Annotated in this window: 14 protein-coding genes and 1 pseudogene; 9 read left to right on the top strand and 6 right to left on the bottom strand. The window is 38.4% G+C overall.

Annotation, left to right across the window (positions count from 1 at the left end; genetic code table 11):
- Positions 1-331 precede the first annotated feature (331 nt).
- Positions 332-2,326 carry a serine/threonine phosphatase gene (locus V7K89_RS14505; protein WP_335188172.1) on the top strand — a complete coding sequence of 665 codons (1,995 nt, stop codon included), beginning with the start codon at positions 332-334 and terminating at the stop codon, positions 2,324-2,326.
- Between the two features lie 224 nt (positions 2,327-2,550).
- Entirely contained in the window at positions 2,551-3,837 is a 1,287-nt protein-coding gene (locus V7K89_RS14500) for a protein kinase domain-containing protein (RefSeq protein ID WP_335188170.1), read from the top strand.
- Positions 3,838-3,940: 103 nt separating this feature from the next.
- On the opposite strand, the gene V7K89_RS14495 is transcribed toward V7K89_RS14500, so the two are convergent.
- Positions 3,941-4,159 carry a DUF4327 family protein gene (locus V7K89_RS14495; RefSeq protein WP_335188168.1) on the bottom strand — a complete coding sequence of 73 codons (219 nt, stop codon included), beginning with the start codon at positions 4,157-4,159 and terminating at the stop codon, positions 3,941-3,943.
- A gap of 901 nt (positions 4,160-5,060) precedes the next feature.
- On the opposite strand from V7K89_RS14495, the gene V7K89_RS14490 reads away from it, so the two are divergent.
- The 5 genes from V7K89_RS14490 (at position 5,061) to V7K89_RS14470 (ending at position 14,622) form a co-directional block, all read left to right on the top strand.
- The gene (locus V7K89_RS14490) at positions 5,061-5,459 is read left to right on the top strand and encodes a tetratricopeptide repeat protein (RefSeq protein ID WP_335188166.1); all 399 of its coding nucleotides are present in this window, start codon (positions 5,061-5,063) and stop codon (positions 5,457-5,459) included.
- Positions 5,460-5,775: 316 nt separating this feature from the next.
- Complete coding sequence (gene aepX / locus V7K89_RS14485; RefSeq protein ID WP_335188164.1) at positions 5,776-7,395, top strand: phosphoenolpyruvate mutase; 1,620 nt, start codon at positions 5,776-5,778, stop codon at positions 7,393-7,395.
- Positions 7,396-7,621: 226 nt separating this feature from the next.
- A complete protein-coding gene (locus V7K89_RS14480; protein ID WP_335188162.1) occupies positions 7,622-8,188 on the top strand; it encodes a class I SAM-dependent methyltransferase in 567 nt (188 codons plus the stop codon).
- A gap of 26 nt (positions 8,189-8,214) precedes the next feature.
- On the top strand, positions 8,215-9,768 hold the full coding sequence (locus V7K89_RS14475; protein ID WP_335188160.1) for an adenylyltransferase/cytidyltransferase family protein: 1,554 nt from the start codon (positions 8,215-8,217) through the stop codon (positions 9,766-9,768).
- A gap of 63 nt (positions 9,769-9,831) precedes the next feature.
- Positions 9,832-14,622, top strand: coding sequence for an O-linked N-acetylglucosamine transferase family protein (locus V7K89_RS14470; RefSeq protein WP_335188158.1), 4,791 nt, complete (start codon positions 9,832-9,834; stop codon positions 14,620-14,622).
- A gap of 92 nt (positions 14,623-14,714) precedes the next feature.
- Here V7K89_RS14470 and V7K89_RS14465 read toward each other — a convergent pair whose 3' ends face one another.
- From V7K89_RS14465 to V7K89_RS14455, 3 genes are all read right to left on the bottom strand, one after another.
- A complete protein-coding gene (locus V7K89_RS14465; protein WP_335188157.1) occupies positions 14,715-16,940 on the bottom strand; it encodes an O-linked N-acetylglucosamine transferase, SPINDLY family protein in 2,226 nt (741 codons plus the stop codon).
- A 188-nt stretch (positions 16,941-17,128) separates the two neighbouring features.
- Complete coding sequence (locus V7K89_RS14460) at positions 17,129-17,707, bottom strand: type IV pilin-like G/H family protein (protein ID WP_335188156.1); 579 nt, start codon at positions 17,705-17,707, stop codon at positions 17,129-17,131.
- 186 nt (positions 17,708-17,893) lie between these two features.
- Entirely contained in the window at positions 17,894-18,460 is a 567-nt protein-coding gene (locus V7K89_RS14455) for a Uma2 family endonuclease (RefSeq protein ID WP_335188154.1), read from the bottom strand.
- A gap of 353 nt (positions 18,461-18,813) precedes the next feature.
- Between V7K89_RS14455 and trxB the strand changes: the two genes are divergently transcribed.
- Entirely contained in the window at positions 18,814-20,184 is a 1,371-nt protein-coding gene (trxB, locus tag V7K89_RS14450; protein WP_335188174.1) for a thioredoxin-disulfide reductase, read from the top strand.
- A gap of 457 nt (positions 20,185-20,641) precedes the next feature.
- Here trxB and aspS read toward each other — a convergent pair whose 3' ends face one another.
- The gene (gene aspS, locus V7K89_RS14445; protein ID WP_335188152.1) at positions 20,642-22,426 is read right to left on the bottom strand and encodes an aspartate--tRNA ligase; all 1,785 of its coding nucleotides are present in this window, start codon (positions 22,424-22,426) and stop codon (positions 20,642-20,644) included.
- 268 nt (positions 22,427-22,694) lie between these two features.
- On the opposite strand from aspS, the gene V7K89_RS14440 reads away from it, so the two are divergent.
- Positions 22,695-24,158 (top strand): APC family permease, encoded by a 1,464-nt coding sequence (locus V7K89_RS14440; protein ID WP_335188150.1) that lies wholly within the window; start codon positions 22,695-22,697, stop codon positions 24,156-24,158.
- A gap of 342 nt (positions 24,159-24,500) precedes the next feature.
- Here the strand turns inward: V7K89_RS14440 and V7K89_RS14435 are convergent.
- Positions 24,501-24,940 (bottom strand): annotated as a pseudogene (locus tag V7K89_RS14435) (hypothetical protein); the annotation flags it as partial.

Below are 24,940 nucleotides of genomic sequence, written 5' to 3'. Positions count from 1 at the left end.
TACTGCTTAAGAGCGCTGCCTAACCATCAGAGTTACTTACTGTTTCAGTTTTTCTTCCTGATTCTACTCTCCCCGTAGTAACAAAAGAGGGATCACCTTGTCCCCTTGTCCCCCTTAGCTCCCCTGCTCCCTTATCTTACCCATTCCCCATTTATAAGGAATTGCCTACCAATATATGAAATATTTATCTAATATGCGTCACAATTAATACTGCCACTAAAATTCATTGATCAACTACAATCTACTGTAGTCAGGGACAGCCAAATTGTGGCACCTTGGATCTTAGTGGCTAGAAGCACCTTGAAACGAACGGGAATAAGGAACTTCCACTATGCTGATTTGCCCTCAGTGTAAATTTGAAAACCCCAATAGCAACAAATTCTGTCAAAACTGTGGCACGTCCCTGACTCACAAGGTCTGTCCTGAATGCAGTACCGATGATATACCTGTGAATGCACTACGTTGTCATAACTGTGACACGGAATGTGGAACAGTGTTTTGGGCAATTATTGCTAAAGAAACGACTGGGGAAGCTTTGAAAGTAGAAGGGGATGTAGGAGATGTCAGAGGTGAGGGAGATGAGCAAGCAATACCCTCCTCATCTCCTACATCACCTAGTTCTCAAATTACATTAGGTTCTTATTTAGACTCCCAAGAGCGCTATCAATTGTTAGATACGCCACTTGCCCAGACGGAAACTGCCATTATTACTAATGTAGGTGTGAGAGTTCTAGACTGCCAGCCGTATCAAATATCACCCATTGAGGCAATACTAGCAAATCAGGAATCAGATTTGCTAACGCCACCAGTGGAAGCGAATGAAATTCCCCGCCTTGCTAAACTTTATATTGCTTTACAATCCCAAGGTGAGCGGAGGATACCATCGATTCATGATGCATGGCAGGAAGGTGATATACAGGTATTAATAATCGAAAACCGCTCGGATTGGCAGTATTTACTCGACCTGTGGCAAGAAGAAACAACCAGTTCGTTAAAAATTTTACACTGGTGTTATGAAATGACCCAACTTTGGGCAGTATTGGAACAAGTAAATTGTCGTCAAAGCCTTTTAGATTTGTCGAATTTGCGATTGGATGAAGACCAAACGTTGGCATTACAAAGGTTGTATGTGGAATCATCGAATTCTCAACCTGCCACAAAGTCGCCAAAAGATGCTCAAAGCCAAGCATCTGCCATTCCAGAGGAGCCGTTAACTATCCAAGCTTTGGGACGGGTTTGGCAAGCACTATTTAGACAGTCTCAACGGACTCAATTTGGCTCCGTAGTCCAGATGTTGGGGGATTTAGAGTTAGGTAAGATTCAGACGATCGCACAATTGCGATCGCGTTTGGAGGAAATCTCTGTTGAACTAGAGGCACTAGGAAGCGCAACTTTGCCCCCAATAAAGGAGAAAAATACTGTTGTGTCCACTATTCCACAATCAGATGAGTTAGAAGATATCATTAGCAAAACTGATGATATGGCAACTGTTGTGCTGGCGATGCAGTTAAGTAGCTTAGAAGATGCAGGGTGCACAGATGTGGGGCGTCAACGTCATCATAACGAAGACAACTTTGGTATTGAAACCAAAATTAATAAACTGGAGTTCCCCAAAAGTCGAGTCTTAGAAGGGCATGGTTTGTATATTCTTTGTGATGGTATGGGTGGACATGCTGGCGGCGAGATAGCCAGCGAGTTAGCAGTCAACACCCTACGGCAATACTTTCAAGAACACTGGATTGCCAACCACCTGCCAACAGAAGATAGCATTCGTGAGGCAGTGTATTTAGCTAATGAGGCGATTTACAAGCTCAATCAACAAGATGCCCGTTCTGGAGTTGGGCGCATGGGTACAACTTTAGTAATGCTTTTAATTCAAGATACTCAAGCAGCAGTTGCTCATGTGGGAGATAGCCGTCTCTATCGCCTGACGCGCAAGCAGGGACTAGAACAAGTCACAGTAGATCACGAAGTTGGGCAACGGGAGATTAACCGAGGAGTGGAAGCAAGCATAGCTTACGCCCGTCCAGATGCCTACCAACTCACCCAAGCTTTGGGGCCTCGTGATGAAAACTCGATTAATCCCGACGTCGGCTTTTTCGACATCAATGAAGATACTCTGCTGCTGTTGGCATCGGACGGTCTATCAGATAATGATTTACTAGAAACCCATTGGCAGACTCACTTAGAACCCTTACTTAGTTCTGGTGCTAACTTAGAACGAGGCGTTACAGAATTAATTGATTTGGCAAATCAACACAATGGTCACGACAATATTACTGGTATACTTATTCGGGCAAAAGTACGCCCAAATCTAGAAAGTTAAAAATAAATGGGGCATGGGGCATTGGACATGGTGCATAGGTAATAAGAAGAAAGAACAATCACTAATTCCCAATAGACAGATCCGCGAATTAACCTCAAAGCCTTATAAATCAAGGGTTAAAACCTAATTTACCGATAAGTTTAATGCCCAATGCCCAATCCCCAATGCCCAATCCCCAATGCCCAATGCCCAATCCCTAATCCATTTACCTTGTAGGTTGTATTGTGGTTAGTCTGACCCTGTTAGAACCGCAACAGAAAACTCCCCTTCAGCAGTGGTGCTTTGAAAACTCCTCGATAATTCGGATTGGTCGAGCGGCAGATAATCACGTTGTTTTAAATGATAGTTTAGTTTCGCGGCATCATTTAGAACTTAGACAAGTCAGTGACGCTAGCAATGGTTATACTTGGCAGCTGATTAGTCAGGGTACAAATGGGACTTTTCTCAACGGTATCCTTGTACTTCAGAGTCCGTTACCAGATAATTCCCTTTTGCAATTAGCACAGGGAGGCCCAATACTGCAATTCCAAATTCAGGAGGTAACAGTACTGGAAACTGGTTTGCGATCGCAGCAACAAATACAAGGGACAGAAGAAAACGCCGCCGAGACGCTTTACTCAGCCAAAAATCTGGCAAATTCATCTTCCACTTGCACGCACGAAGGCAACTCTCCAAAAAATCTGTTTTGTATCCACTGCGGTCAACCTCTCTCAGTCCAACAGAAAATTCGCCATTATCAGGTGTTGCGAACTCTCGGACAAGGAGGTATGGGTACTACTTATCTCGCTTGGGATGAGGCTGGTGTGATTGCGGGTATGCCACAACTGCTGGTATTGAAGCAAATGAATGCTGATATGGTGAAAATTGTCAAAGCTCAAGAATTATTTGAGCGAGAGGCACACACTCTCAAATCCCTTAACCATCCTGGAATTCCCAAGTATTATGACTTCTTTGTAGAAGGCGGAAAAAAATACTTGGCAATGGAATTAATCCACGGACAAGATTTGGAGAAACGTGTCTATACTACTGGTCCAGTGACACCAAACCAAGCGATCGCTTGGATGATCCAAACCTGCGATATTTTAGACTATCTTCATAGCCAAGAGCCTCCACTGATTCACCGCGATATTAAACCCGCCAATTTAATGGTGCGAAGTTCAGGAAATCGCATAGTGGTACTAGATTTTGGCGCAGTTAAGGAAATTGGTACAGCGCCCGGTACTCGAATTGGTGCAGAAGGTTACTGCGCTCCTGAACAAGAACGGGGACAACCTTTAACTCAATCTGATTTGTATGCAATTGGGCCAACGCTGATTTTTCTGCTCACAGGCGAAAATCCTTTCAAGTATTACCGCCAACGAGGGCGAAACTTCAGGTTTGATGTGGCAAAAGTTCCCACCATTAGTTCCCAATTAAGGGAGGCGATTGATCGCGTTACAGAACCATTGCCACGCGAGCGCTATCAAAATGCAAAGGAATTAGCTGCGGCTTTAGCTGCCTGCAAAGTTTAGAGAGTGGGAAGTTGGGTAATAGTTGGGTAATAATAGAGTAGAAGAAAAATGGGAATAATAACTATTAGTTATTGACCAATGTTCCATGCCCCATACCCAATTTTTAGTCTTCATCCCAAGTTTCTACAGCTAGTAATTCACTAACTGGGTCTTGCATACTAAAGCCAAAGTCAAGCAGTTCCTGTTTCCAGTGCTGCCATTCATTACCGTAAAGCAAAGCGATTTTCCAGATGCTATCGCTTGGCTTGATAATATTCGATTCTATGAGTGATTGCACATTGCGCTGCAATTTCACCATTGGGTGAATCACTTGCTGAGTCATAACCTCGATTGAATTCTGATTTTGTAGGTAAATACTTAATTAAAACTGCTTCCCATTCTGCAATTGTTGCCGGCCCGTAGAGTGGTGTAATTTGGTAAAGCTAGTCTTAACTTTCTAACTATACCATAACAAACTCTACTAAGTTACTGACAAATTCGGTTTTGTACGGTAATTACCACCAGAAAACCTGAATTTTACCAAGCAGTCCTTAAACTTTTTGCAAAAGCCAGACAAAAGTTTAAGGAGAAGGGTTAAGCGATTGAAGGGGGTAAGGGATGTTTCTGTTTCCTTTTTTTCCTTTAACTTTGCCCCTATTGTTTTCCTCTTTACCTCTACCTTTTTTTCGCAAGGGTGCAACACTATCTTTTGTAAGATATATATTATGGACACCGAGCAGAATAATTAGTCCTTAGGGAAGTTCCACTAAGTAGTGTGATAGAGGACGACTGGGAAAATTCTGTTTGAATCAGGAAAAATATGCTTGCTTGTTGAAGAACGTATATGACACGGGCTAGTTTGAAAGTTTTTGACTGACAGGGAAATTTGTAATTGAGTAGAAATATCTACTCTTTGTGTTGATTTAAATGTTATTAACATATCGCAAACATCTGGAATTAGGCAAATTAATCGCAAATCTTTATATAATTTTAATGTTTTGCTCAGGGAATAAGACCTGTTAGGGCGCAAGATAGGGTTTTACTTTGAGGTATAGGAGTGATCGCATGGCAAAATTGTCGGTACAGCATGGGTTTAGCATAAAGTTCCCTCATCTTCAAAGTCAGCATTTGAAGTTTGTGTAAAAAATTTTTAGCGAGGATGTTAGTTTCTGTTGAGCAGATGGGTATCCTCAGAACGGAGGCTTGCTGATACCTAAGTATTTACCGCAGCAAGTATGTAAGGCATGACTGGTTTAGACGAAGAATACCTAATTACCCGCAAAAAGCAGATTCAGCGACGACAAAAGATTGTCACCATAGTTTCGATGTTCTCGTTTTTTGGTTCTACGTTATTTGCAGTCATTCCAGCAATCCAACAGGCTAACCAACCTAAGCCAGCAATTGCGTCTGCTTCTCCTGAGTCAGGATTGCAGCAACAGGCGCGGGGCTACGAGTTGGTTTTACAACGGGAACCAGAAAACCAACTTGCTTTAGAGAAACTATCTGTGCTGCGGTTGCAATTGAAAGATGCTAAGGGTGCAATGGAACCTTTAGAGAAGCTAGTGAAGTTGCACCCCGATCGGCAAGATTACAAAGTTGTATTAGAGCAGATTAAAAAGCAACAGGGAAATAGCGATCGCTAGATAAATAATCTCAAAACCTTAATTAATATTATCTAATTAGACAATCTAACCAAAATCTTCATTACTAGGTTAAACCAAACAAAGTTATTGATGAAAGTAATTTGTTTTGTTGATCAACTCTGGGGCAAGCAAACATCTCTGAAAGATTTCTTTTTTCAGGAGTATTTCTCTAATAGTAAGTAGTTAATAATTAACTTTAATTGATAAAGTTTGTAGATGTTATTTTGAAAACTCTTACTAAAAACTAGAGGTAATAAACATTATACAAAAAGAGCACACAGATATATAAATAACTATTGGAGATTATTAGTTCGATATGATGAGAAAAACAAAGCAATTGAGACAACTATTAAACTCACAATCGCTTGATTTTTTAATGGAAGCTCATAATGGCTTAAGTGCTAAAATTGTAGAAGAAGCAGGATTTAAAGGAATTTGGGCTAGTGGACTTTCTATATCCTCAACAATGGGAGTTAGAGATAATAATGAAGCAAGTTGGACACAAGTGCTTGAAGTACTTGAATTTATGTGTGATGCTACTTCGCTTCCAATTCTATTAGATGGAGATACAGGTTATGGTAATTTTAATAATGTTCGTCGTTTAGTAAAAAAATTAGAACAACGAGGAATTGCTGGGGTTTGTATAGAAGATAAAGTCTTTCCAAAAACTAATAGTTTTATAAATGGTACAACTCAACCCTTAGCAGATATAGGAGAATTCTGCGGAAAAATTAAAGCGGCTAAAGATGCTCAGTCTGATGAAGATTTTGTCGTGATTGCCAGAATTGAAGCTTTTATTGCAGGTTGGGGTTTATCAGAAGCTCTCAAACGAGCTGATGCTTATTATGAAGCTGGGGCTGATGGCATTTTAGTTCATAGTTCTTTAAGAGTCGCTGATGAGATTTTAGCTTTTAAGCAAGAGTGGGGCGATCGCTCGCCTGTTGTTATTGTTCCAACTAAATATTACACAACTCCTACTCAAGTTTTTCGAGATTATCAATTTTCAATTATCATCTGGGCTAATCAAATTTGTCGAGCAGCCATAACAGCAATGCAGCAAGCTGCAAAAAGAATTTTTATTGAAGAGAATTTATTAAATATTGAAGAAGAAATTATTCCAGTTACAGAAGTTTTTAGATTACAAGGAGCATTGGAACTACAAGAAGCGGAGAAGCGTTATTTGCCCCAAAACAAAAAAGGTATTACAGCTTTGCTTTTAGCCGCATCAAGAGGCATTGAATTTGGGAAACTTACCGCAGATAAACCTAAGTGTATGCTTGAGTTAAGGGGTAAACCTTTACTTTCTCAAGTTGTTGATAATTACCGCACAATAAGCATCAAAGATATTACCGTAGTATGTGGGTATAAAAAAGAAACTATCAATTTGCAGAATCTAAATTATGTTGATAACGATAATTATGACTCTACCGGAGAACTTATGTCTCTCTATTTAGGGTTACAAGGAATATCTGCAAAAAAACAAGATTTAATTATTGGTTATGGAGACGTGCTATTCAAAAAATATGTATTACAACTTTTATTAGATAGTGAACATGATTTCGTAATTGTTGTTGACGCTGATACTAAAGCTCATTTAAATTCTGTTAGACCAGATTATGTCAAATGTTCATTACCTAATTGCCAAGAAGCATTTTACACAGATGTATATTTAAAACAAATTAATAGTCATTTTTCATTAGAGGAAATTTGTGGAATATGGACAGGGCTGTTAAAAATTTCCAGTAATTTTCAAGATATTCTCTGCGATACTCTCAAGACTTTATTAATTGAAGATGAAGTTCAAGAACAAGGAAGAATGCCAAAACTAATCAATGAATTGGTTAATCTTGGCTATGTGATTCATGTGATTTATATAAGAGGTAATTGGTTAGATGTAGATGAAATTCAAGATATGCTCATAGCAGGAGGTTTTTAATGATACCTGCTAAAAGTTTTATTGAAGCCATACAAAATTTAGTGTTTGGTTTATATAAAGGTGTTCCTTTTTCTGCTGTCAAGTTTGATACCGACATTTAGAAAAGCTTTGATTTAATAGAGTTTATGGTGAGCAGATGGTAAAAGCTTTGAAAAAAAAATTGCAAAACAAATTAAATTTTATATAAATTGCAAAACAAATTAAATTTTATATAAATGATAAAATTATGTCTTTGAATTGGCATGATGTCTGGGAAAGAAAAAGACATTTAGACACAGTAGATTTAAAAGAATTAAATGGATATGAAGAGACAACAATCGACCCTAAAATGGTTGCAAATCAAATAACTAAAATTTTAGAGATAAAACCTACAAATAAAATTTTAGAAGTTGGTTGTGGTGCAGGTATGTTGGCTCAATATTTAAATTGTGACTATGTGGGAGTTGATTATTCTCAATCTTTAGTGAAGAAACATATTAAATTACTTAATAATTCAGTTATTCATGGTTCAGGCAACAATTTAATTTTTAAAGACAATTCATTTGATAAAGCCTTTTCTTATAGCGTATTTCACTATTTTCCTAACTTAGAATATGCTCAAACTGTAATTGAGGAAATGAAGAGAGTCTCCAAAACATCTATATTTATAGGTGATTTAACGATTCGCTCTCATCGTTCGGAACATATTTTATTTAAGCCACAAAATTTTCCTATGGCGGAAATTAGTAAAGGCTTTTATAATCCAGATCGATTTAATGTCTTAATTAAACATAATTCAATCGTACAGTTATAAAATTATTTTTTACTATTAACTATTTTATGGATGATACTAAACCAATCAGAATTTATGTTGACATGGTAGCTGATTTATTCCATGCAGGTCATGTAAAATTTTTAAAACAAGCAAAATGTTTAGGCCATGAGTTGTTGGTAGGTATCCACTCTGATGAAACTGTTGCTGGATATAAACGCCAACCAATAATGAGTATGGCTGAAAGAATTGCCGTCGTTGAGAGTTGTCGCTATGTAGATGAAGTTATTCCTAATGCTCCCTTAAATGTTACTTTAGAATATTTGAATGGTTTAAATATTGACTATGTTTGTCATGGAGATGATATAGATGAACAAAATATAGAAAAATGGTATGGAGAAATTCATAAGCAAGGTCGTCTGAAGCTAGTTCCTTATACGAAAAGCATTTCGACAACTAATCTTTTACAAAGAGTTTCATCTACGGCTAAATTTTGTTTTGTTAGTCAGCCAATTCGAGTTGATTTTATTGCTTACCATGATTTACAAGCACAAGCAGGACTGTCTGTTTTTGAAGCTATGAGCCAACACTTTGACTGTCGTTGGTTGATTGGTCCCAACCAACAACCAACAGATGCTAAAGCAGCTATTTTACTAGATCATACTCAGCATCATCCTAATATTAAAAAATCTGCTGATAGTTATCAATATTTATTTTACTTACACCACGATTTAGGAGATATAGATGCTTATGAAATTGAAAAACAACGGTTAAAAGATTTTAATATTATCTTCGTTCCGGGAGATTTTCATTTTCATCATGCTCAAAAAATATTAGGCTCAAGTTACGCACAGCCCTTTCAAAAATCTACAAGATTAATTTTACAGGGAGGCTGGCCAAAATATGACAAAATGTTACTTCCAGAAAAATATAGCGAATTAGCTCAAAAATTATCTAACTTACCCTATAAACATACCCTTTTATATGCACCAACTTGGGGACACACAAGAGAATGGGAACAACTTCTACCTTTATTTAAAAATTTACCCTGTAACTTGATAATTAAAAATCATATTTATGTGAATCCAGGTCAAGCTTATCCAAAAGGGTTAGAAGCAATGTATGAAAGTTGTCTTCGCTCTGTTCAAGAAATGGAAGAGACAGCTTTGGCTAATAATCTTCCAAACATTATTGTTGCACCTAGAAACTTAAATATTTGTAGTTTATTTTCCTTTGTGGATGTATTAGTGACTGATCAATCTTCAGTAAGTCTAGAATTTCTACCCTTTGGAACCAGTATAGAGACAGGTCGTTTTAATACCAATTCCAATCAACTTAAATCTCAATCTAATCTAATTTCTAAAGATGTTCTATTTATGTCATTAGAAAAACTTAACGAAGTCTTTGCTTCTGATGCTTCTTTTCATGATTTTATTAAATTTCATAAACATAAGCAAAATTATGACTCAATTGTTAATACTAATATTAAATCTTCTGGGGAACTTATTGTTCAATTGATTGATCGATATATTTTATTTTGGCAAGTTTTAGAACATCCATTTAAAATTCACTCACATTTTGAAATATTTATGGATCAATGGTATCAATTACTTAAAAATTGATAATTATCATAAACGCTTTTGTTTGATCGAGTAATTTAATCAGAAAAATCACAAGAATAAATTATGCTTAGTAATAAAGAAAAATTAACAAATTTAGAAAAATTAATAGATAATTTACCTGAAGTTTACCAATCTATTTGTTTACATGGACAATTAATCAGAGAAGGAGTCAGAGCAAACGATTTTGAAAGATTAGAAGTAATCAAAAATTATATAAAACCAAAACAGACTATTTTAGATATTGGTTCTAATGTAGGATTTTTTACTATTAATCTTGCTAAATTATTTCCTGAAAATGTCTTTGTGAGTATTGAGAGAGAATACTCTTATGCACGTTTACAACAGGAATTAATTCAACTAGAAGGTGTCAATAATGTAATATTAGTTCATTCTGAAGTCACTACTGAATGGCTATATAAAGCTACTCAAGCTTGTGTTTATTTTGATGTTACGCTTTTATTATCGATTTTACATCATATTCCAGATGCAGAAATTTTTTTAACAGAATTAAATAAAATTTCTAAATCTTTTATTATTGAGCTTCCTCACCCTGATGAGTCAAAAGTGTGTGGTAAGGATGTGTTGAAAAAACAATTGACTTTAGAAAAAATCAGTCAGGTTAAACCTATTTTTCTTAAAATGCCTTATGAAGCAACAACCCATTGTGATGCTAATTTAAAACGTTCATTTTATTATGCATATTCCCCTAATTATCAAAGAGAATCTATATTTCCTTATATAGGCTATCCTTTGCAACCTCGTAATTATACTTTGAAGACAACTGAAGAAGGATTAATAATTCATAAAGCTCATATCGCTCAATCTATTCAAACAATTCCGGGTGTCCTTCTTTCTGATTTGGCTCCAATTGGACAAATTTTGATGCCTAGTTATGAAACTTGCATTAATCAAATTGAAACTGAATTTGATAGACTTCAGCAAATAGATAACGTAGCTGATATCCGCCCTTGGAATATTTTATTTACAAAGGACGGCTTACGGTTTATTGATTATCAATATACTAATGATTTAGACGGGAATTTAAAGTTTAATAAAAATAGAGATTTAGATTTAATTAAGAATTATTTTAATTTAATTTTTCGTGTCCGTGTTTACCCACAAATTGTCGTTGATGGAGTATTTTTTCAGATCCACCAAAGTGGTATTGCACGTGTATGGAAATCTTTATTAGAAGAATGGGTCAATAATGGCTTTGCCAAGCATATTATTATGCTTGACCGGGCTGGAACTGCACCAAAAATTTCCGGTATTAGGTATCGGACTGTACCTTACTATGACTACTACAACACTGATGCTGACCGGGCAATGCTACAGCAAGTGTGTGATGAAGAGGGTGCAGAGGTATTTATCTCCTCTTACTACACAACACCCACTACAACACCTTCTGTTTTCATAGCTTATGACATGATTCCAGAAGTTATGGGATGGGATATGAGTAATCCTATGTGGCGAGAGAAACATCAAGGTATCGAATACACATCGCAATACATAGCAATTTCTGAACATACAGCGGGTGACTTGGTAAGGTGTTTTCCAGAGATACCCATAGAGTCAGTCACTGTAGCTCATTGTGGAGTTGAAAGCACTTTTTCATCAGCAAATCCTGAAAAAATTAACACTTTTAAAATTAAGTACGGTATTACAAAACCATACTTTATGCTAGTAGGTATTGATACTAATCATAAAAATAGTATCTTGTTCTTTCAGGCTTTTGATCAGCTTGCCAGTAGTTCTGGATTTGATATTGTTTGTACAGGAAATAGGGGCACATTAGCACCTATATTTAGAGGCTATACATTAGGTAGTACTGTTCATATTCTCGAACTTAGTGATAATGAATTAGCCACTGCTTATTCTGGTGCAGTAGCACTAGTTTATCCTTCTAAATATGAAGGTTTTGGTTTGCCTATAGTAGAGGCAATGGCTTGTGGTTGTCCTGTAATCACTTGTCCTAATGCTTCAATACCAGAAGTAGCAGGAGAAGCGGTAATTTATGTGAATGATAATGATATAGATGGATTAGCAAATGCACTTTTGGATGTACAAAAACCTAGTATTCGTAAATTATTGAGTACTGCGGGTTTGGAGCAAGCAAAAAAGTTTTCTTGGTCTAGAATGGCGAATATTGTAAGTAATAGCCTAATTCAGGCTAGTATTTTATATCTAAATCTTAGGGACATTAATTTAATTATTTTTCCAGATTGGTCACAATCAGAAAAATTAATAAGCTTAGATCTAGAAAAGATAATTAAAATATTAGCCAATCATTCAGATGCTCAAAAAATTACATTAATTATTGATACAACTGATATTAACAGTGATGATGCAGCTATTTTTTTATCTGATGTGACTATGAATTTACTGATGCAAGAAGATTTAGATTTTAATGAAAAATTAGAAATTTCTTTTCTAGGAAAAATAGCCGATAATCAATGGGCAACTTTACTACCTTGTATCAACGCAAGGATTATTGTAGAGTGCGAAAATAAACAGGCGATTGCAAATTGGCAACGAATACTTGACAAAACAGATGAATTCAATGGGTTAGTGCAAGAATTAGAGATCCAAGAGTTTATAGATAATTATTACTTAAGCATTAACCTATATAGCTTTATAGAAAAATATCAAAAAGAAGAGTTAGAATTATCTGTATTCAAAAAACTAAATTTCTTGAGAAAGCAAATTATTAAATCGTTGCTGGATAAAGAAAAAAATCTACTTGAAAAACTATACTTGAGTAAATTTGGCAAGGTCTATCAAGCATTACTAAATAGTGGTATTCAGAATGAATCAATAACAGAGAATGAAAATGACTTTGTAACTCATGTATTAACAACAGTTGCTAAGGGATTTGATCAAGAAAATGCTATTCAGTATCTCTTAGTAGCAATGCTTTACTGCCGTCCTCATGAGTTACCCCAAACTTATGATCTGACTCGAATTCCTAGCTGGTTACTTAATGATTATCTGGAATTTACTTTCAAGCCTCCTTTTTATTTTCAGGAGATAGGAGAAGCTGATAGTTACTTTCAATATATGGAGGGTTGGATTAATTATCTCCATAAAAATATTTTTGTTAATTTTCAGTCTCAATTGTGGCAAGATATTGCAGACTATTTTACACATACAGCAAACTTTATACCTTTATACTTTAATAAAGAAAACTTAAAAAATATCTACACTAAACGTGCAGATATTATGAAATTATATTTACAGCAATTTAATGAAAGTCTTGAATACAATTTCTCAGAACGCTTGGCTGAACGAACAAAAATTAGAGTAGGAATTCTTGCTAGTCATTTTGCACCACAGACAGAAACTTTTGCTGCTTTGCCAGTATATAAGCATTTAAATAGAGATTTGTTTGAGGTAATTCTCTTCACCTTAAATACAAGTAACCATCGTTTAGAAAGATGTTGTGCTGGCCATGCAGATGCTTTTATTAAACTTCCAATAACCTTAGAGAGTCAAGTACAAACTATTCGAGAAGCAGATTTAGATATTTTGTTCATTTCTACAAATATCACCGCAGTTACCCATCAAATCACCTTGCTTTCCTTGTATCGGCTAGCACGAATACAGATGGTTGACGCTAATTCCCCTGTAACAACTGGTATGCCTCATATAGATTACTATATTTCGAGTAAACTTTCTGAAATTGAAGAGAATGCCCAACAAAATTATACGGAAAAACTAATTACATTAGATAGTCCTCCCCAATGTTTTGATTTTGCAACTGAAAAACAAATCCTCCCAACAATTAGTATTAATAAAGAAATTTTAGGCATTAACACAAATGCTGTTGTGTATATATCTGGAGCGAATTTTTACAAAATAATTCCAGAACAAGAAGCAGCATGGGCGAAAATAATTGCTAATGTACCTAATTCTGTACTCTTACTTTATCCGTTTAATCCAAACTGGTCATCTTCCTATCCATCAGTTGCTTTCCAAAGGCGTATAGCTGCCACATTTGCTCAACATGGTGTGAGTCAGGATAGATTGATTCTTCTTGACTGTGCACCAAATCGTGCTGATGTCAAAGAGCGTTTGAAACTAAGTGATATATATTTAGACTCCTACCCATACTCTGGTATGACTTCGTTGATAGATCCTTTGGAAGTTGGTTTACCAACGGTGGTCATGGAAACAGAAACTTCCCGTTCTCGGAAGGGAGCATCACTTTTACGAGAACTTCAAATACCTGATTTAATTACAAATAGCGAAGAGGCTTACATTAAGTTAGCTATTGCTCTCGGAACTAACCATGAGTTATGCCAGCAAGTAGGAAAGCAAATTCAGCAAAAAATGCAGCAAAATCCTACGTTTCTGGATAGTAATTATTATTCTAGTCAGATAGGAAAAGTGTTTGAAGAACTATTCTACAAACAACAGGCGATCGCTCTCAAAGAGCAACTCAATTTAAAAGATATTAACCTAATTATTTTCCCAGACTGGTTACAGCCAGAAGACCTACTATATCATGATTTAGCAGGTGTCATTTCTACTCTCACTAATCACCCAGATAAAAGTTGCATAACTCTCCTGATTGATACTCACAATATTTCTGAGGAGGAAGCCGATATGCTTTTATCGTCTTTGACGATGAATTTGCTCATGGAAGATAATGTAGATATAACTGAGGGGCCAGAAATTTCTCTGCTAGCGAAGATGAGTGATACACAATGGAAAACTCTTTTGCCTAGAATTCATGCTCGAATTGGTTTAGCAACAGATAATCAACAGGCGATCGCACAAGCAAAAGCAGAAAATCTTCCATCCTGCGATGTAGATAGCTTAATCATATCCAAATTAGAGATAACACCTGTCTAGCTGTAGTCAAGTATCGTCATACTGAATAATACCTTAGCATTTCACATAAAAAGCCTGGAAAACCAGGCTTTTTATCGTTTATGAAAGATTTTCTAACCTGATTGTTCTTGCAAATACCTTTGCCACATCTGCTCGTAAGCCTTTTCCATCTCACGGGTAAACTGTTTACCATTCCACAACGGTGCTGTTTGCCGCGATGCTTTTAGCTTCAGAGCGACTTGCTGGCGTAAAGCCTCATCTTTCCCCAAGCGCACACCCCATTCTATATACTCTTCATCATTCCAGGCAATACCTTCTGTGATTCCTGCATTCATCATCATAGTGTAGCTGTTACGTGCTGCAAACTGTTCACCAACTCGTGTCACTAAAGGGATACCCATCCACAATGTTTCTAAGGTTGTTGTTGCTCCGTTGTAGGGAAATGTATCTAATACAATATCAGCAATGCCTAAATTAGCACGATGAACTGACTCTGAATGAACTTGTGGTAAAAATCGTAACCGAGAACAATCTACACCTTCTTCTTCGGCAATTTGATAAAAGAAGCGTTTAATTGTTTCTTCTTCAGAAAGTCCTTTAATCAAAAAGTAACTGTTAGGTACTTGTTTGATAATTTGCATTTGCCATTTTGTTGTTTCTGGATGGCGTTTATATCCTCTTTGGGCACTGAGATATACAATAGCATCCATAGGAATATCCAAGTCGTCGCGGCGGAGAGTTGGTACACCAATTTCAAAACCATCCACTGCTATGTAAGTTTGAGGTAATCGCCAAATTTTCTCTGTATAGTAATTTTGGGCATCATCTGGCAGTACATAAGGATCTGCGATAAAATAATCAATTGCCGGTATACCTGATGCATCCCAGCCTAACCAAGTAACTTGAATTGGGGCTGGCTTTAGTGCCATCACTTCACTGGTAATATCTAGAGTGATGCTATCAAGATCAATTAAAATATCAATTTCATCTTGATATATCTGTTCAGCAATTTCTAAACTATTAATTCCTAACTTATGAGCATTACCTGCTTGACTTAGATACCACTCTTGGAGATAGTCGTTTACTAATGTGTAGTTAATAAAATAAGTATGAATATCAAATTTTTCTTGCTCATGATGCTGAAATAACCAGCGAGCTAGCCAACCAACAGAATGATTTCTTAAAGCGTAAGATATATAACCAATTTTTAATTTCTTCGGATACTGTATTAAAGACTGATTACTAATAACTTTACGAATATAGTTTTTTTCTTGAAATTGGGAAAAAGGTTGAATATAATCCTGAAAAATATCAGCTACCTTATTATGAATAGCTCGAAAATCAGCAGGAGTATCTTTAATATGAGGTATTGCAAAAGATGGCGTAAGCAACCGTAATATTCTTCCTTCTTCTAAAGGAATTCGTTGAGCTTTAATAAACTGTTTATATATAGTTTCTAATTCTTGGCAACTTGTACATATCTCTTGCCAATATCCTCCTGCTGACATTAAACCCCTTAACAGCAGATGGAGGGCAAAAATTTTATCAGCCAAGCTTTCTGATAAAGAATAGCACAACCTAGCTGTCTCTATACCCTGAGAATAATTACGAGCATCTTGATAAAAAGTTGCTAAGTGCCGCAAAATTTCTACATTATCTGGCTCCAATTGTAAATGTAATTCTAGCAGAGATGCTGCTAGTAAAGGCTGCCGAAAAGTATGACCAATTCGCATAGCAGCAGGAAGCAGTATACAGAAACATTGATGAGTATTAGAGAAATAAGCGAGACTAGCTTCTATTAAAATTAGATTAATTGGATGTAAGGGAATAGTATTTAAAAATTCTTTTACAACTTGGATTAATAATTCAGTATTTATTTCTATATCTTTTTTAATTTTTAGGCTTTCAATTAATCCCCACTCATTCAAATCATCGAGTTGCTCAAAATTTTCTAACTTGATAGAAAGTATAAGGATTTGAAGCAAATTGTTTATATAACTAGGATTAATTTCCCGCATATGCTGGCGAATTAACCAAGCTAGAGAATATTCTGCCAGTATTTCGCGTCTTTCAGCTTCTATCTGCAAAAATTGAAATAGTTCATTTGTCCAAATTGGCAATTGTTCTTCATCTGCCTCTGTCATTGGTAGCATCCAAGTCATTTGAGCTTGTGCTTCTTGCCCTTGTAATAGCATTAGTAGTCCTAAATGCCAATAGTAGGAGATATTATTTGGTTCTATCGCTATTGCTTGCTCGTATAATTTTGCTGCTTGCAAATAGTTCTCTTCAATGAAGTATTCTTTAGCCTGAACTTGCCAATTATATATATCAATAATCATTTTAATTCTTATAAAAAGAGGTATAGGCAATATAATTGTGAATAAATCACAAAACTGAAATAAAGTGGATAGATCCTTCTATCCACTTGGGAAAATACGTAATTTAGCTTAATAAAAGCTGTCGTGACAAACTAACTTTTATGTCAAATGGTGTAAATGGGTAATATTTGGTCTATCAACTTACTTCTCTATTTAGATAGGCTGATGAAGTTGGCGGAGCAGGAGGGTGAACCAGTAGTGCTGTTGAAATTGTTGGCAGTGTTATAGGCAGGTGGATTTATACCACCGTTAACTCTAGCTTTTGTACTTTCACATAAAATAGCTATGGTGGTAGCTTCACTGGTAGAAGCTTGCTTTGTTACACCCACATTACCCATATAAGTTTTGAGAGGCGCGTTTGCAAGTACTGTTGCTGCTTGGTTCGTTACTTGACTAGCGTTAGTAGTACCACCACCAGAAATTGTGTACTTGTAATTTGATGTTTGTGTAGCAATACCAAGACCTAAATTACCAAAGTCAGTTTGACCTGCAAATTTATTTTGTTCCAAGTAAAAAGCTTGCTGTCCACGGTTCATTGAACCTGTATAAGTTTTAGCTTCTGACTGCTTGGCTTTGTTAGCTTGGTTCAAGAAAGAAGGCAGAGCGATCGCAGATAAAATACCGATGATGATAATTACTACTAGTAATTCAATAAGTGTAAAACCCTCATCTCCTTTCTTTTTGTCGAGGATGTGTTGGAGAAATTTGGCTTTTAATTCGGTTTTCATAAGTGTTTTCCCAGGGGTAGGGGTTGCTTGGGTGTTCTAGATGTAACTTACCCAACTGCGATCGCTTTCCTATCACCTTCAGAAAAAAGTTTGGCGAAATCCGGTTACACAATCCAGAATCCTTGCATCCAAAAGTCCCTGGTGTAGGCCAAGGGCTAGATTCTCAATTTCGTTCGTGAGAGTTTTTTATTCAAACTCAGGTGGCCATAGTTCTGATATCGCCAGTTCCCAACCTGATAGCAAATCCGGCAATATAAGTGTGTCTCCATTTTGCAATATCACTGGAGCTTGGTTTAATCGGTAAACTGTTACTGTCAATTTGTCAGGGTCAATCAGTATACCGACTACAGACCCAAGTTGCAAAAATAGCTGAATCTTCTCTTCAAGTGGTTTAATTCTGTCGCTTTTAGATTTAATTTCAACCATTAGGTCTGGAACTAATTCTACAAAGTCGCGCTTGGTTTTCTTCAGTCGTTCAGCTTTAACAAAAGACACGTCAGGGGCACGCAAATTTCTTTTTTCCAAGTCGCCATCTTCTATACTCGGTATGATAAAGCCCGCGCTAGAACCAGTTATACGTCCTAGTCTGCGCGACATGACCCAGTTATTCAAGAAGGTAATGAGACGAGCGCCAATTTCCTCTGACTCGTAATCTGATGGGCCCATAACTATAATTTTTCCCTCTACCAGCTCCATCTGCCATTCTGGATGCTCGGTTTGTAGCTGCTCTAAGTCTGTAATTGCAAAGGACATAAGACACTAAATAACGCTTTTATATCTATCATACGTACCCTAACCCTTTAGAGGAAATTGAAACCATGCTTGATTTAGATGAATTCCGAAATACCCGATTGTACGAGAGTATTTTGGCAAAAACAGAAGTAGAGACAAAATTGAAATTAGTCTCAAAACTTACTGACAGAAGTATGAGCATTCAATAAATAGCAGAATTGCTAGAACTAGATGTTGAAATTATCAGAAAGCAAGAACAGTCTTAAGCGCATAGTAAGTAGTGTAGGCATTTTGCGATCGCTTACCATCTGGCATAGCCAATCACAGTTTGTTATGTTATATTAAACGTAGTCGTTATGAGTTCATATATTTTCATGACTAACCCAACTGTAGAAAACTTAGTAATTATCGGTTCTGGGCCAGCAGGGTACACATCTGCCATCTATGCCGGACGCGCTAACCTGAAACCCGTTGTCTTTGAAGGTTTCCAAGCCGGGGGATTACCTGGTGGACAACTAATGACAACGACGGAAGTTGAGAATTTTCCAGGATTTCCTAAAGGAATTACCGGACCGGAACTTATGGATCAGATGAAGGCGCAGGCGGAGCGCTGGGGAGCTGAACTATATACTGAAGATGTTATATCAGTTGACTTGAGTCAGCGTCCCTTTACAGTGCGATCGCAAGAAAGGGAAATAAAAACCAACAGCATCGTTATTGCTACTGGTGCGACAGCAAAGCGTTTGGGTTTACCCAACGAACACGAATTTTGGAGTCGAGGTATCTCCGCTTGTGCGATTTGCGATGGTGCTACACCAATTTTTCACGGTGCAGAATTGGCTGTAATTGGTGCTGGCGACTCGGCGGCGGAAGAGTCTATTTACCTCACCAAATACGGTTCTAAGGTAAATATGTTGGTACGCACCGATAAAATGCGGGCTTCTAAAGCCATGCAAGACCGCGTTTTGAGTAACCCAAAAATCCAAGTCCATTGGAACACAGAAGCCGTGGATATCTACGGTAATGGTCACATGGAAGGGGTGAAAGTCCGCAATACCAAAACTGGTGAAGAGAGCCAACTGCACGCTAAAGGTTTATTTTACGCGGTTGGTCACAGTCCCAATACCTCTTTATTTAAAGGTCAGTTAGAACTGGATGAGATAGGTTACGTTGTCACTAAGCACGGTTCTGTAGAAACCAGTGTAGAAGGCGTTTTTGCTGCTGGTGACGTACAAGATCATGAGTTTCGGCAAGCAATTACGGCTGCGGGTACTGGGTGTATGGCGGCGATGTTGGCAGAACGTTGGTTATCATCCACTGGCTTGATTCAAGAATTCCATCAACTGCCTGAAACAAAAGATAATGAATTAGAACATCAGCCAGCCAAAAAGACTGAAGCCGAGGAAGAAGCTGGATTTAATTTGGATGGGACACGTCATCAGGGAGGTTATGCTTTACGGAAATTGTTCCATGAAAGCGATCGCTTACTCCTTGTTAAATACGTCTCTCCTGGTTGCGGCCCTTGTCATACCCTGAAGCCAATTTTAAATAAAGTGGTGGATGAATTTGACAGCAAAATTCACTTTGTAGAAATTGACATCGACAAAGACCGAGATATTGCTGAAAATGCTGGTGTGACAGGAACGCCAACGGTTCAATTGTTCAAAAATAAAGAACTTGTGAAGGAAGTCAAAGGCGTGAAGCAAAAGAGTGAATACCGCCAGTTGATTGAAAGTAATCTTTGAGATAAGCTAATCGGCATTTAAGTTGCATAAAAGCAGGGCTGAAGCCCTTACTACGAGCGAATCATTCTGGAAAAATGAATGACGATTAGCTTAGTAGGTATTGGGGACTGGGTAAGAAGCAAGGGAGCAGGGAGTAAGGGAGAAGAGTTTTCCCCTCTGCAAGAGCAGCACCCCGCCCCTCTGCCTCTTTTGAATTGCTATCCAATCGATATTGGGTGTTTCATCAGGATTTATAAGTAATTGGAAAAAGGCATTTTTCACTTCAGTAGCATAAAATTTAACAAATAAAGGCAGGGGGCAGAAGTAAAAACTTTAGTTCTGGGTCATTGCTCAATCAAAAAAAGAATTGTATCAAGCGGCAGTTTCTGCTCGATACAAAGCCTCCTTGCTACAATCCCATGTTTTTAAACATGGATTCTTCCTGCCTCCTGAATCCTCATAACTTTTCAAACATCCTCTAAGACTTTGGTTTATAAGTCGAAGCAACATGTAATTCTTTCAACTGTTTAGCATCTACACTCGAAGGCGCATCTGTTAACAAACAACGTGCTTGTTGTGTCTTTGGAAAAGCAATGACATCCCGAATGGATTCTTCTCCAGCTAGCAACATTACCAAACGATCTAAACCGTAGGCGATACCACCATGCGGCGGTGTACCATATTCAAATGCTTCTAAGAGAAAGCCAAATTTACTTTGTGCTTCTTCAGGAGATAAACCGATCGCTTCAAACACTTGCTGTTGAATTTCTCGCTGATAAATCCGCAGACTTCCGCCGCCAACTTCTACGCCGTTGAGTACCAAGTCGTAAGCTTGAGCGCGTGCAGTCTTTAAGTCGCTCAAATCATTAGGATGTGGTGCTGTAAACGGGTGGTGTAGTGCTTCTAGGCGCTTTTCGTCAGCATTCCACTCGAACATTGGGAAATCTGTAATCCACAGCAAGTTGATTTTTTCTGGATCGATTAAGCCAAATTCCCTAGCGATCGCTTGTCGTAATCTATCTAAAGTTTTATTAACTGTAGCAGCATCACCAGCCCCAAACAATAGCAAATGTCCAGCTTTTGCACCTGTACGACACAAAATTTCTTGTTTTTGTTCTTCGCTTAAGTTATCTTTAATCGCGCCAATAGTATCAATTTCGCCATCATCCCTGACACGGATAAAAGCTAAACCTTTAGCACCGGCTTCGCTGGCTTCTTTAAATAAGTCGCCACCTGGTTTAATGCGGACATTAGATATATCGTTTCCGTTGGGAATGGGGAGGATTTTGACGATACCACCATTGGTAACAGTGTCCCGAAAGACTTTGAAACTAGAGTCTTTGACGATATCTGAAACATCAACTAATTCCAAACCATAGCGTGTATCTGGTTTATCACTACCGTAGCGTTCCATCCCTTCAGCATAAGTCAGACGGGGGAAAGGGCGCTGTAACTCAATGCCTTTAACTGTTTTATAGATATGGCAAACTAAATTCTCGTTTAGTTCGATAATTTCTTCTTGAGACATGAAGCTCATTTCCATATCCAACTGCGTGAATTCTGGTTGTCTGTCGGCGCGTAAATCTTCATCACGAAAGCAACGGGCAATCTGATAATATCTATCTAAACCGGATACCATCAGCAATTGTTTAAATAGTTGGGGTGATTGCGGCAAAGCATACCACTCACCAGGATTGACGCGACTGGGTAGAACGTAATCCCGCGCTCCTTCTGGGGTAGAACGGGTAAGAATTGGGGTTTCGACTTCGATAAAATTTTCCAAATCTTCTAGATAACGACGCATGGCTTTGACAATTTGATGACGCAGTTGCAAATTTTGCGCCATGCGTTCGCGTCGCAAATCCAAATAACGATATTTCAGCCGTAAGTCTTCCCGTACTGTTTCGGTGTCAGCTACAGAAACTTGGAAAGGTAACTGTTTGCGAACAGCATTGAGTAGTTCAATTTTATCAGCGTAAATTTCCACCTCGCCTGTGGGGATGCGGGTATTCAACGATTCTTCAGGACGTTGTGTTACCCTACCAGTGATTTTGACAACATATTCATTTCGCAGAGCGTTCGCATATTCGTAAGAATCGGGTGTGCGTTGCGGATCGCTGACGATTTGGACAGTTCCAGAGCGATCGCGTAAATCTAAAAATATTACACCACCATGATCGCGGCGACGGTCTATCCATCCGTAAAAGGTAACAGTTTCTCCAATATGTTCTTTTCGGAGTTCGCCGCAATAGTGAGTTCGCATAAGTCTTAGTTATTGTTTCCGGGGCTAGAGTGGCAAGAAAATGTCAAAGCCTTCCCATTATCTAGCATCAATAGTAATTGTAGTAGTTCTGGTGAAAGAAAAAATCAAATTAATCTCACACTATATTCGGACTTATGCATTCACAGAGCGATAAAATAATGCGTATTTGAGATAAGTGTCGTCTACTCACAGGAATTGGAGAATAAGTTGCGCTCATTTTTCCATTCATGGATGATAAGCGGTATCAGCAAATAAACCACTCTTGGATATGACACCTGCGACAAATTCTTCAAACAAATCCCCGAAGCTGCAACGCAATACGCTGCAATTGCGCCATGCGATCGTCATGGCAGTCGCTGCGATGTCTCCGGTGGGTGCCATTTTTTTTAATACCATTCCCCAAGCGGGACTTGTCGGTGCTGCAATGCCGTTGTGCTACATCATTGGTTTTGGGGTGGCTCTGCTGGTTGCTCATCAAATCAGCATACTTGCAGCCGAGTTTCCCACAAGTGGCTCATTGTATACCTTTGTGACTCAAGGATTAGGAGTGCGCTGGGGCTTTCTCGCTGGCTGGTTGAGTTTAATTTCCTTTGGTGTAGCTATTGCCTTTGTCTTTCTAGTAATGAGTGCGAATTTTCAAGATTTGTTGCTGCACTGGTTTGGCGTACACCTAAGCTGGACATTATGGTATTGCTTGTTCGCTTTGATCGTCGGGGCAGTGTGTTATCGTGGCATTCGCTTCTCGCTGCAATTGGATCTGACGCTATTGATGTTTGAACTTGGCGTTTGTCTGTTGCTCGCGCTCATCGTGTTCATCCAAGCTGGTAAAACCGGACAACTGACGTTCGTACCCTTCACGCTGACAGGATTACCACAGCAGAGCAACCTGGTTAACGGTGTCATTTTGTCCATCCTCAGTTTCGTCGGGTTTGAATCTGCAACCACGTTGGGTGAAGAAATTCAAAACCCCCGCCAGTCAATTCCAAAAGCGACGACGATCACTTTAGTCTTAGTCGGCGTGTTCTATGTGCTGATGTCATATGTGGCAACGGTGGGATATGGCATTCATAATATGGCAGCCTTTGCCCAAGATGCTGCCCCCTTCGATACGATTGCGCGTCACGTTTGGGGGAATGGATTTGCCTTATTGATTGATTTTGCCGGAATTATGGCTGGATATGCCTGTGCCGTTGCCTTTCTCAACGCTGCTGCTCGGATTGTCTATGCCATAAGTCGAGAAGAATTATTTCCGCGTTGGTTGATGCATATTCATCCTACCTATCACACACCGACAAATGCCATTCTCGCATTGTGTGGTAGTTCTGCGGTGGGGCTGGGGTTGGGAATGCTGTGGACACCGATTCAGGCGTTTGCCTTTCTGGGTACAGTTTTAACGCTTGCTGCTCTAGCGATCTATGGATTGACTAGTTTGGCGTGTTTTCGATATTTCTCGACAAACCGCCGCGCGAGGTTGGAGCAAAACTCTACGATTCGCTTTGGTTGGTTGCGTTATGTTCTGCTACCTTGGCTCTCAATAATCGCGATTACTGGTGTTATAGTTGGCACTCTTTATCCCCCTCCACCAGCACCGCTTTACTTAGCACCAGTTGTCGTCTTAATTTGGCTATTCCTGGGCATTGGAGTGTTAAGGTTCCTGCAAACTCACAAACCTGAAGCTATTTGTCAGGCGGGTAGACTATTTGTCGTTGATGAAACTGAAACCCTCAGTTAGCACAATGTACTACAGCCTGTTAATAAAAAGTAAAGACTTAGTACAATTTTGCTTAAAAGCGTAGCGTTTTTAATACAGAGGGATGCATTAACAATGCAGCCGACGCATTAACATTGTATTGGGATGCAATGACATTGCGGGGGCACGCATTGTCATTGCAGAGGGACGCATTAACATTGTATCGGGATGCAATGGCATTGCAGAGCGACGCATTAACATTGTATTGGGATGCATTGGCATTGCAAAGCATTGCTTTTCTTTAATTCGCTACGAATTAATAAAATGCTGTTCTTACTACAGGATTAACTTTTTGTTAATGCGTAAGTCCTAGATAATATTCAGCTATTGTGGTGGTTGATTAGGACGATTTTCTTGGGGAAAGGCTCCGCCATTGCCAGGAGGATGAGGTGGAACACCTAATGCATCGATCAACTGTTGTTCAGTGACACCCAGCTTTGCTGCTGCGGCTTTCAAATCAGGTCTGGGTGGGCGTTGATTGCGATCGCCTGGATTTGGCGGATTGGCAGGAACTCCCAATGCCGCCTTTAACTGTGCTTCTGTAACTCCTAACTTTACTGCTGCCGCTTTTAAATCAGGTCTGGGTGGGCGTTGATTGCGATCGCCTGGATTTGGCGGATTGGCAGGAACTCCCAATGCCGCCTTTAATTGTGCTTCTGTAACTCCTAACTTTGCTGCTGCGGCTTTCAAATCAGGTCTGGGTGGGCGTTGATTGCGATCGCCTGGATTTGGCGGATTGGCAGGAACTCCCAATGCCGCCTTTA

This window comes from Nostoc sp., assembly GCF_036917515.1.
Classification (GTDB): Bacteria; Cyanobacteriota; Cyanobacteriia; order Cyanobacteriales; family Nostocaceae; genus Nostoc.
The sequence above is the reverse complement of the archived record's forward strand: the minus strand, read 5'-3'. Positions and strand labels throughout refer to the sequence as shown.

What these genes read in the sequence shown, in the direction of transcription:
- V7K89_RS14505 (WP_335188172.1), top strand. Translation starts at nt 332, where the DNA reads ATGCTGATTTGCCCTCAGTGTAAATTTGAAAACCCCAATAGCAACAAA.
- V7K89_RS14495 (WP_335188168.1), bottom strand. Translation starts at nt 4,159, where the DNA reads ATGACTCAGCAAGTGATTCACCCAATGGTGAAATTGCAGCGCAATGTG.
- V7K89_RS14490 (WP_335188166.1), top strand. Translation starts at nt 5,061, where the DNA reads ATGACTGGTTTAGACGAAGAATACCTAATTACCCGCAAAAAGCAGATT.
- aepX (WP_335188164.1), top strand. Translation starts at nt 5,776, where the DNA reads ATGATGAGAAAAACAAAGCAATTGAGACAACTATTAAACTCACAATCG.
- V7K89_RS14480 (WP_335188162.1), top strand. Translation starts at nt 7,622, where the DNA reads ATGTCTTTGAATTGGCATGATGTCTGGGAAAGAAAAAGACATTTAGAC.
- V7K89_RS14475 (WP_335188160.1), top strand. Translation starts at nt 8,215, where the DNA reads ATGGATGATACTAAACCAATCAGAATTTATGTTGACATGGTAGCTGAT.
- V7K89_RS14470 (WP_335188158.1), top strand. Translation starts at nt 9,832, where the DNA reads ATGCTTAGTAATAAAGAAAAATTAACAAATTTAGAAAAATTAATAGAT.
- V7K89_RS14465 (WP_335188157.1), bottom strand. Translation starts at nt 16,940, where the DNA reads ATGATTATTGATATATATAATTGGCAAGTTCAGGCTAAAGAATACTTC.
- V7K89_RS14460 (WP_335188156.1), bottom strand. Translation starts at nt 17,707, where the DNA reads ATGAAAACCGAATTAAAAGCCAAATTTCTCCAACACATCCTCGACAAA.
- V7K89_RS14455 (WP_335188154.1), bottom strand. Translation starts at nt 18,460, where the DNA reads ATGTCCTTTGCAATTACAGACTTAGAGCAGCTACAAACCGAGCATCCA.
- trxB (WP_335188174.1), top strand. Translation starts at nt 18,814, where the DNA reads ATGACTAACCCAACTGTAGAAAACTTAGTAATTATCGGTTCTGGGCCA.
- aspS (WP_335188152.1), bottom strand. Translation starts at nt 22,426, where the DNA reads ATGCGAACTCACTATTGCGGCGAACTCCGAAAAGAACATATTGGAGAA.
- V7K89_RS14440 (WP_335188150.1), top strand. Translation starts at nt 22,695, where the DNA reads ATGACACCTGCGACAAATTCTTCAAACAAATCCCCGAAGCTGCAACGC.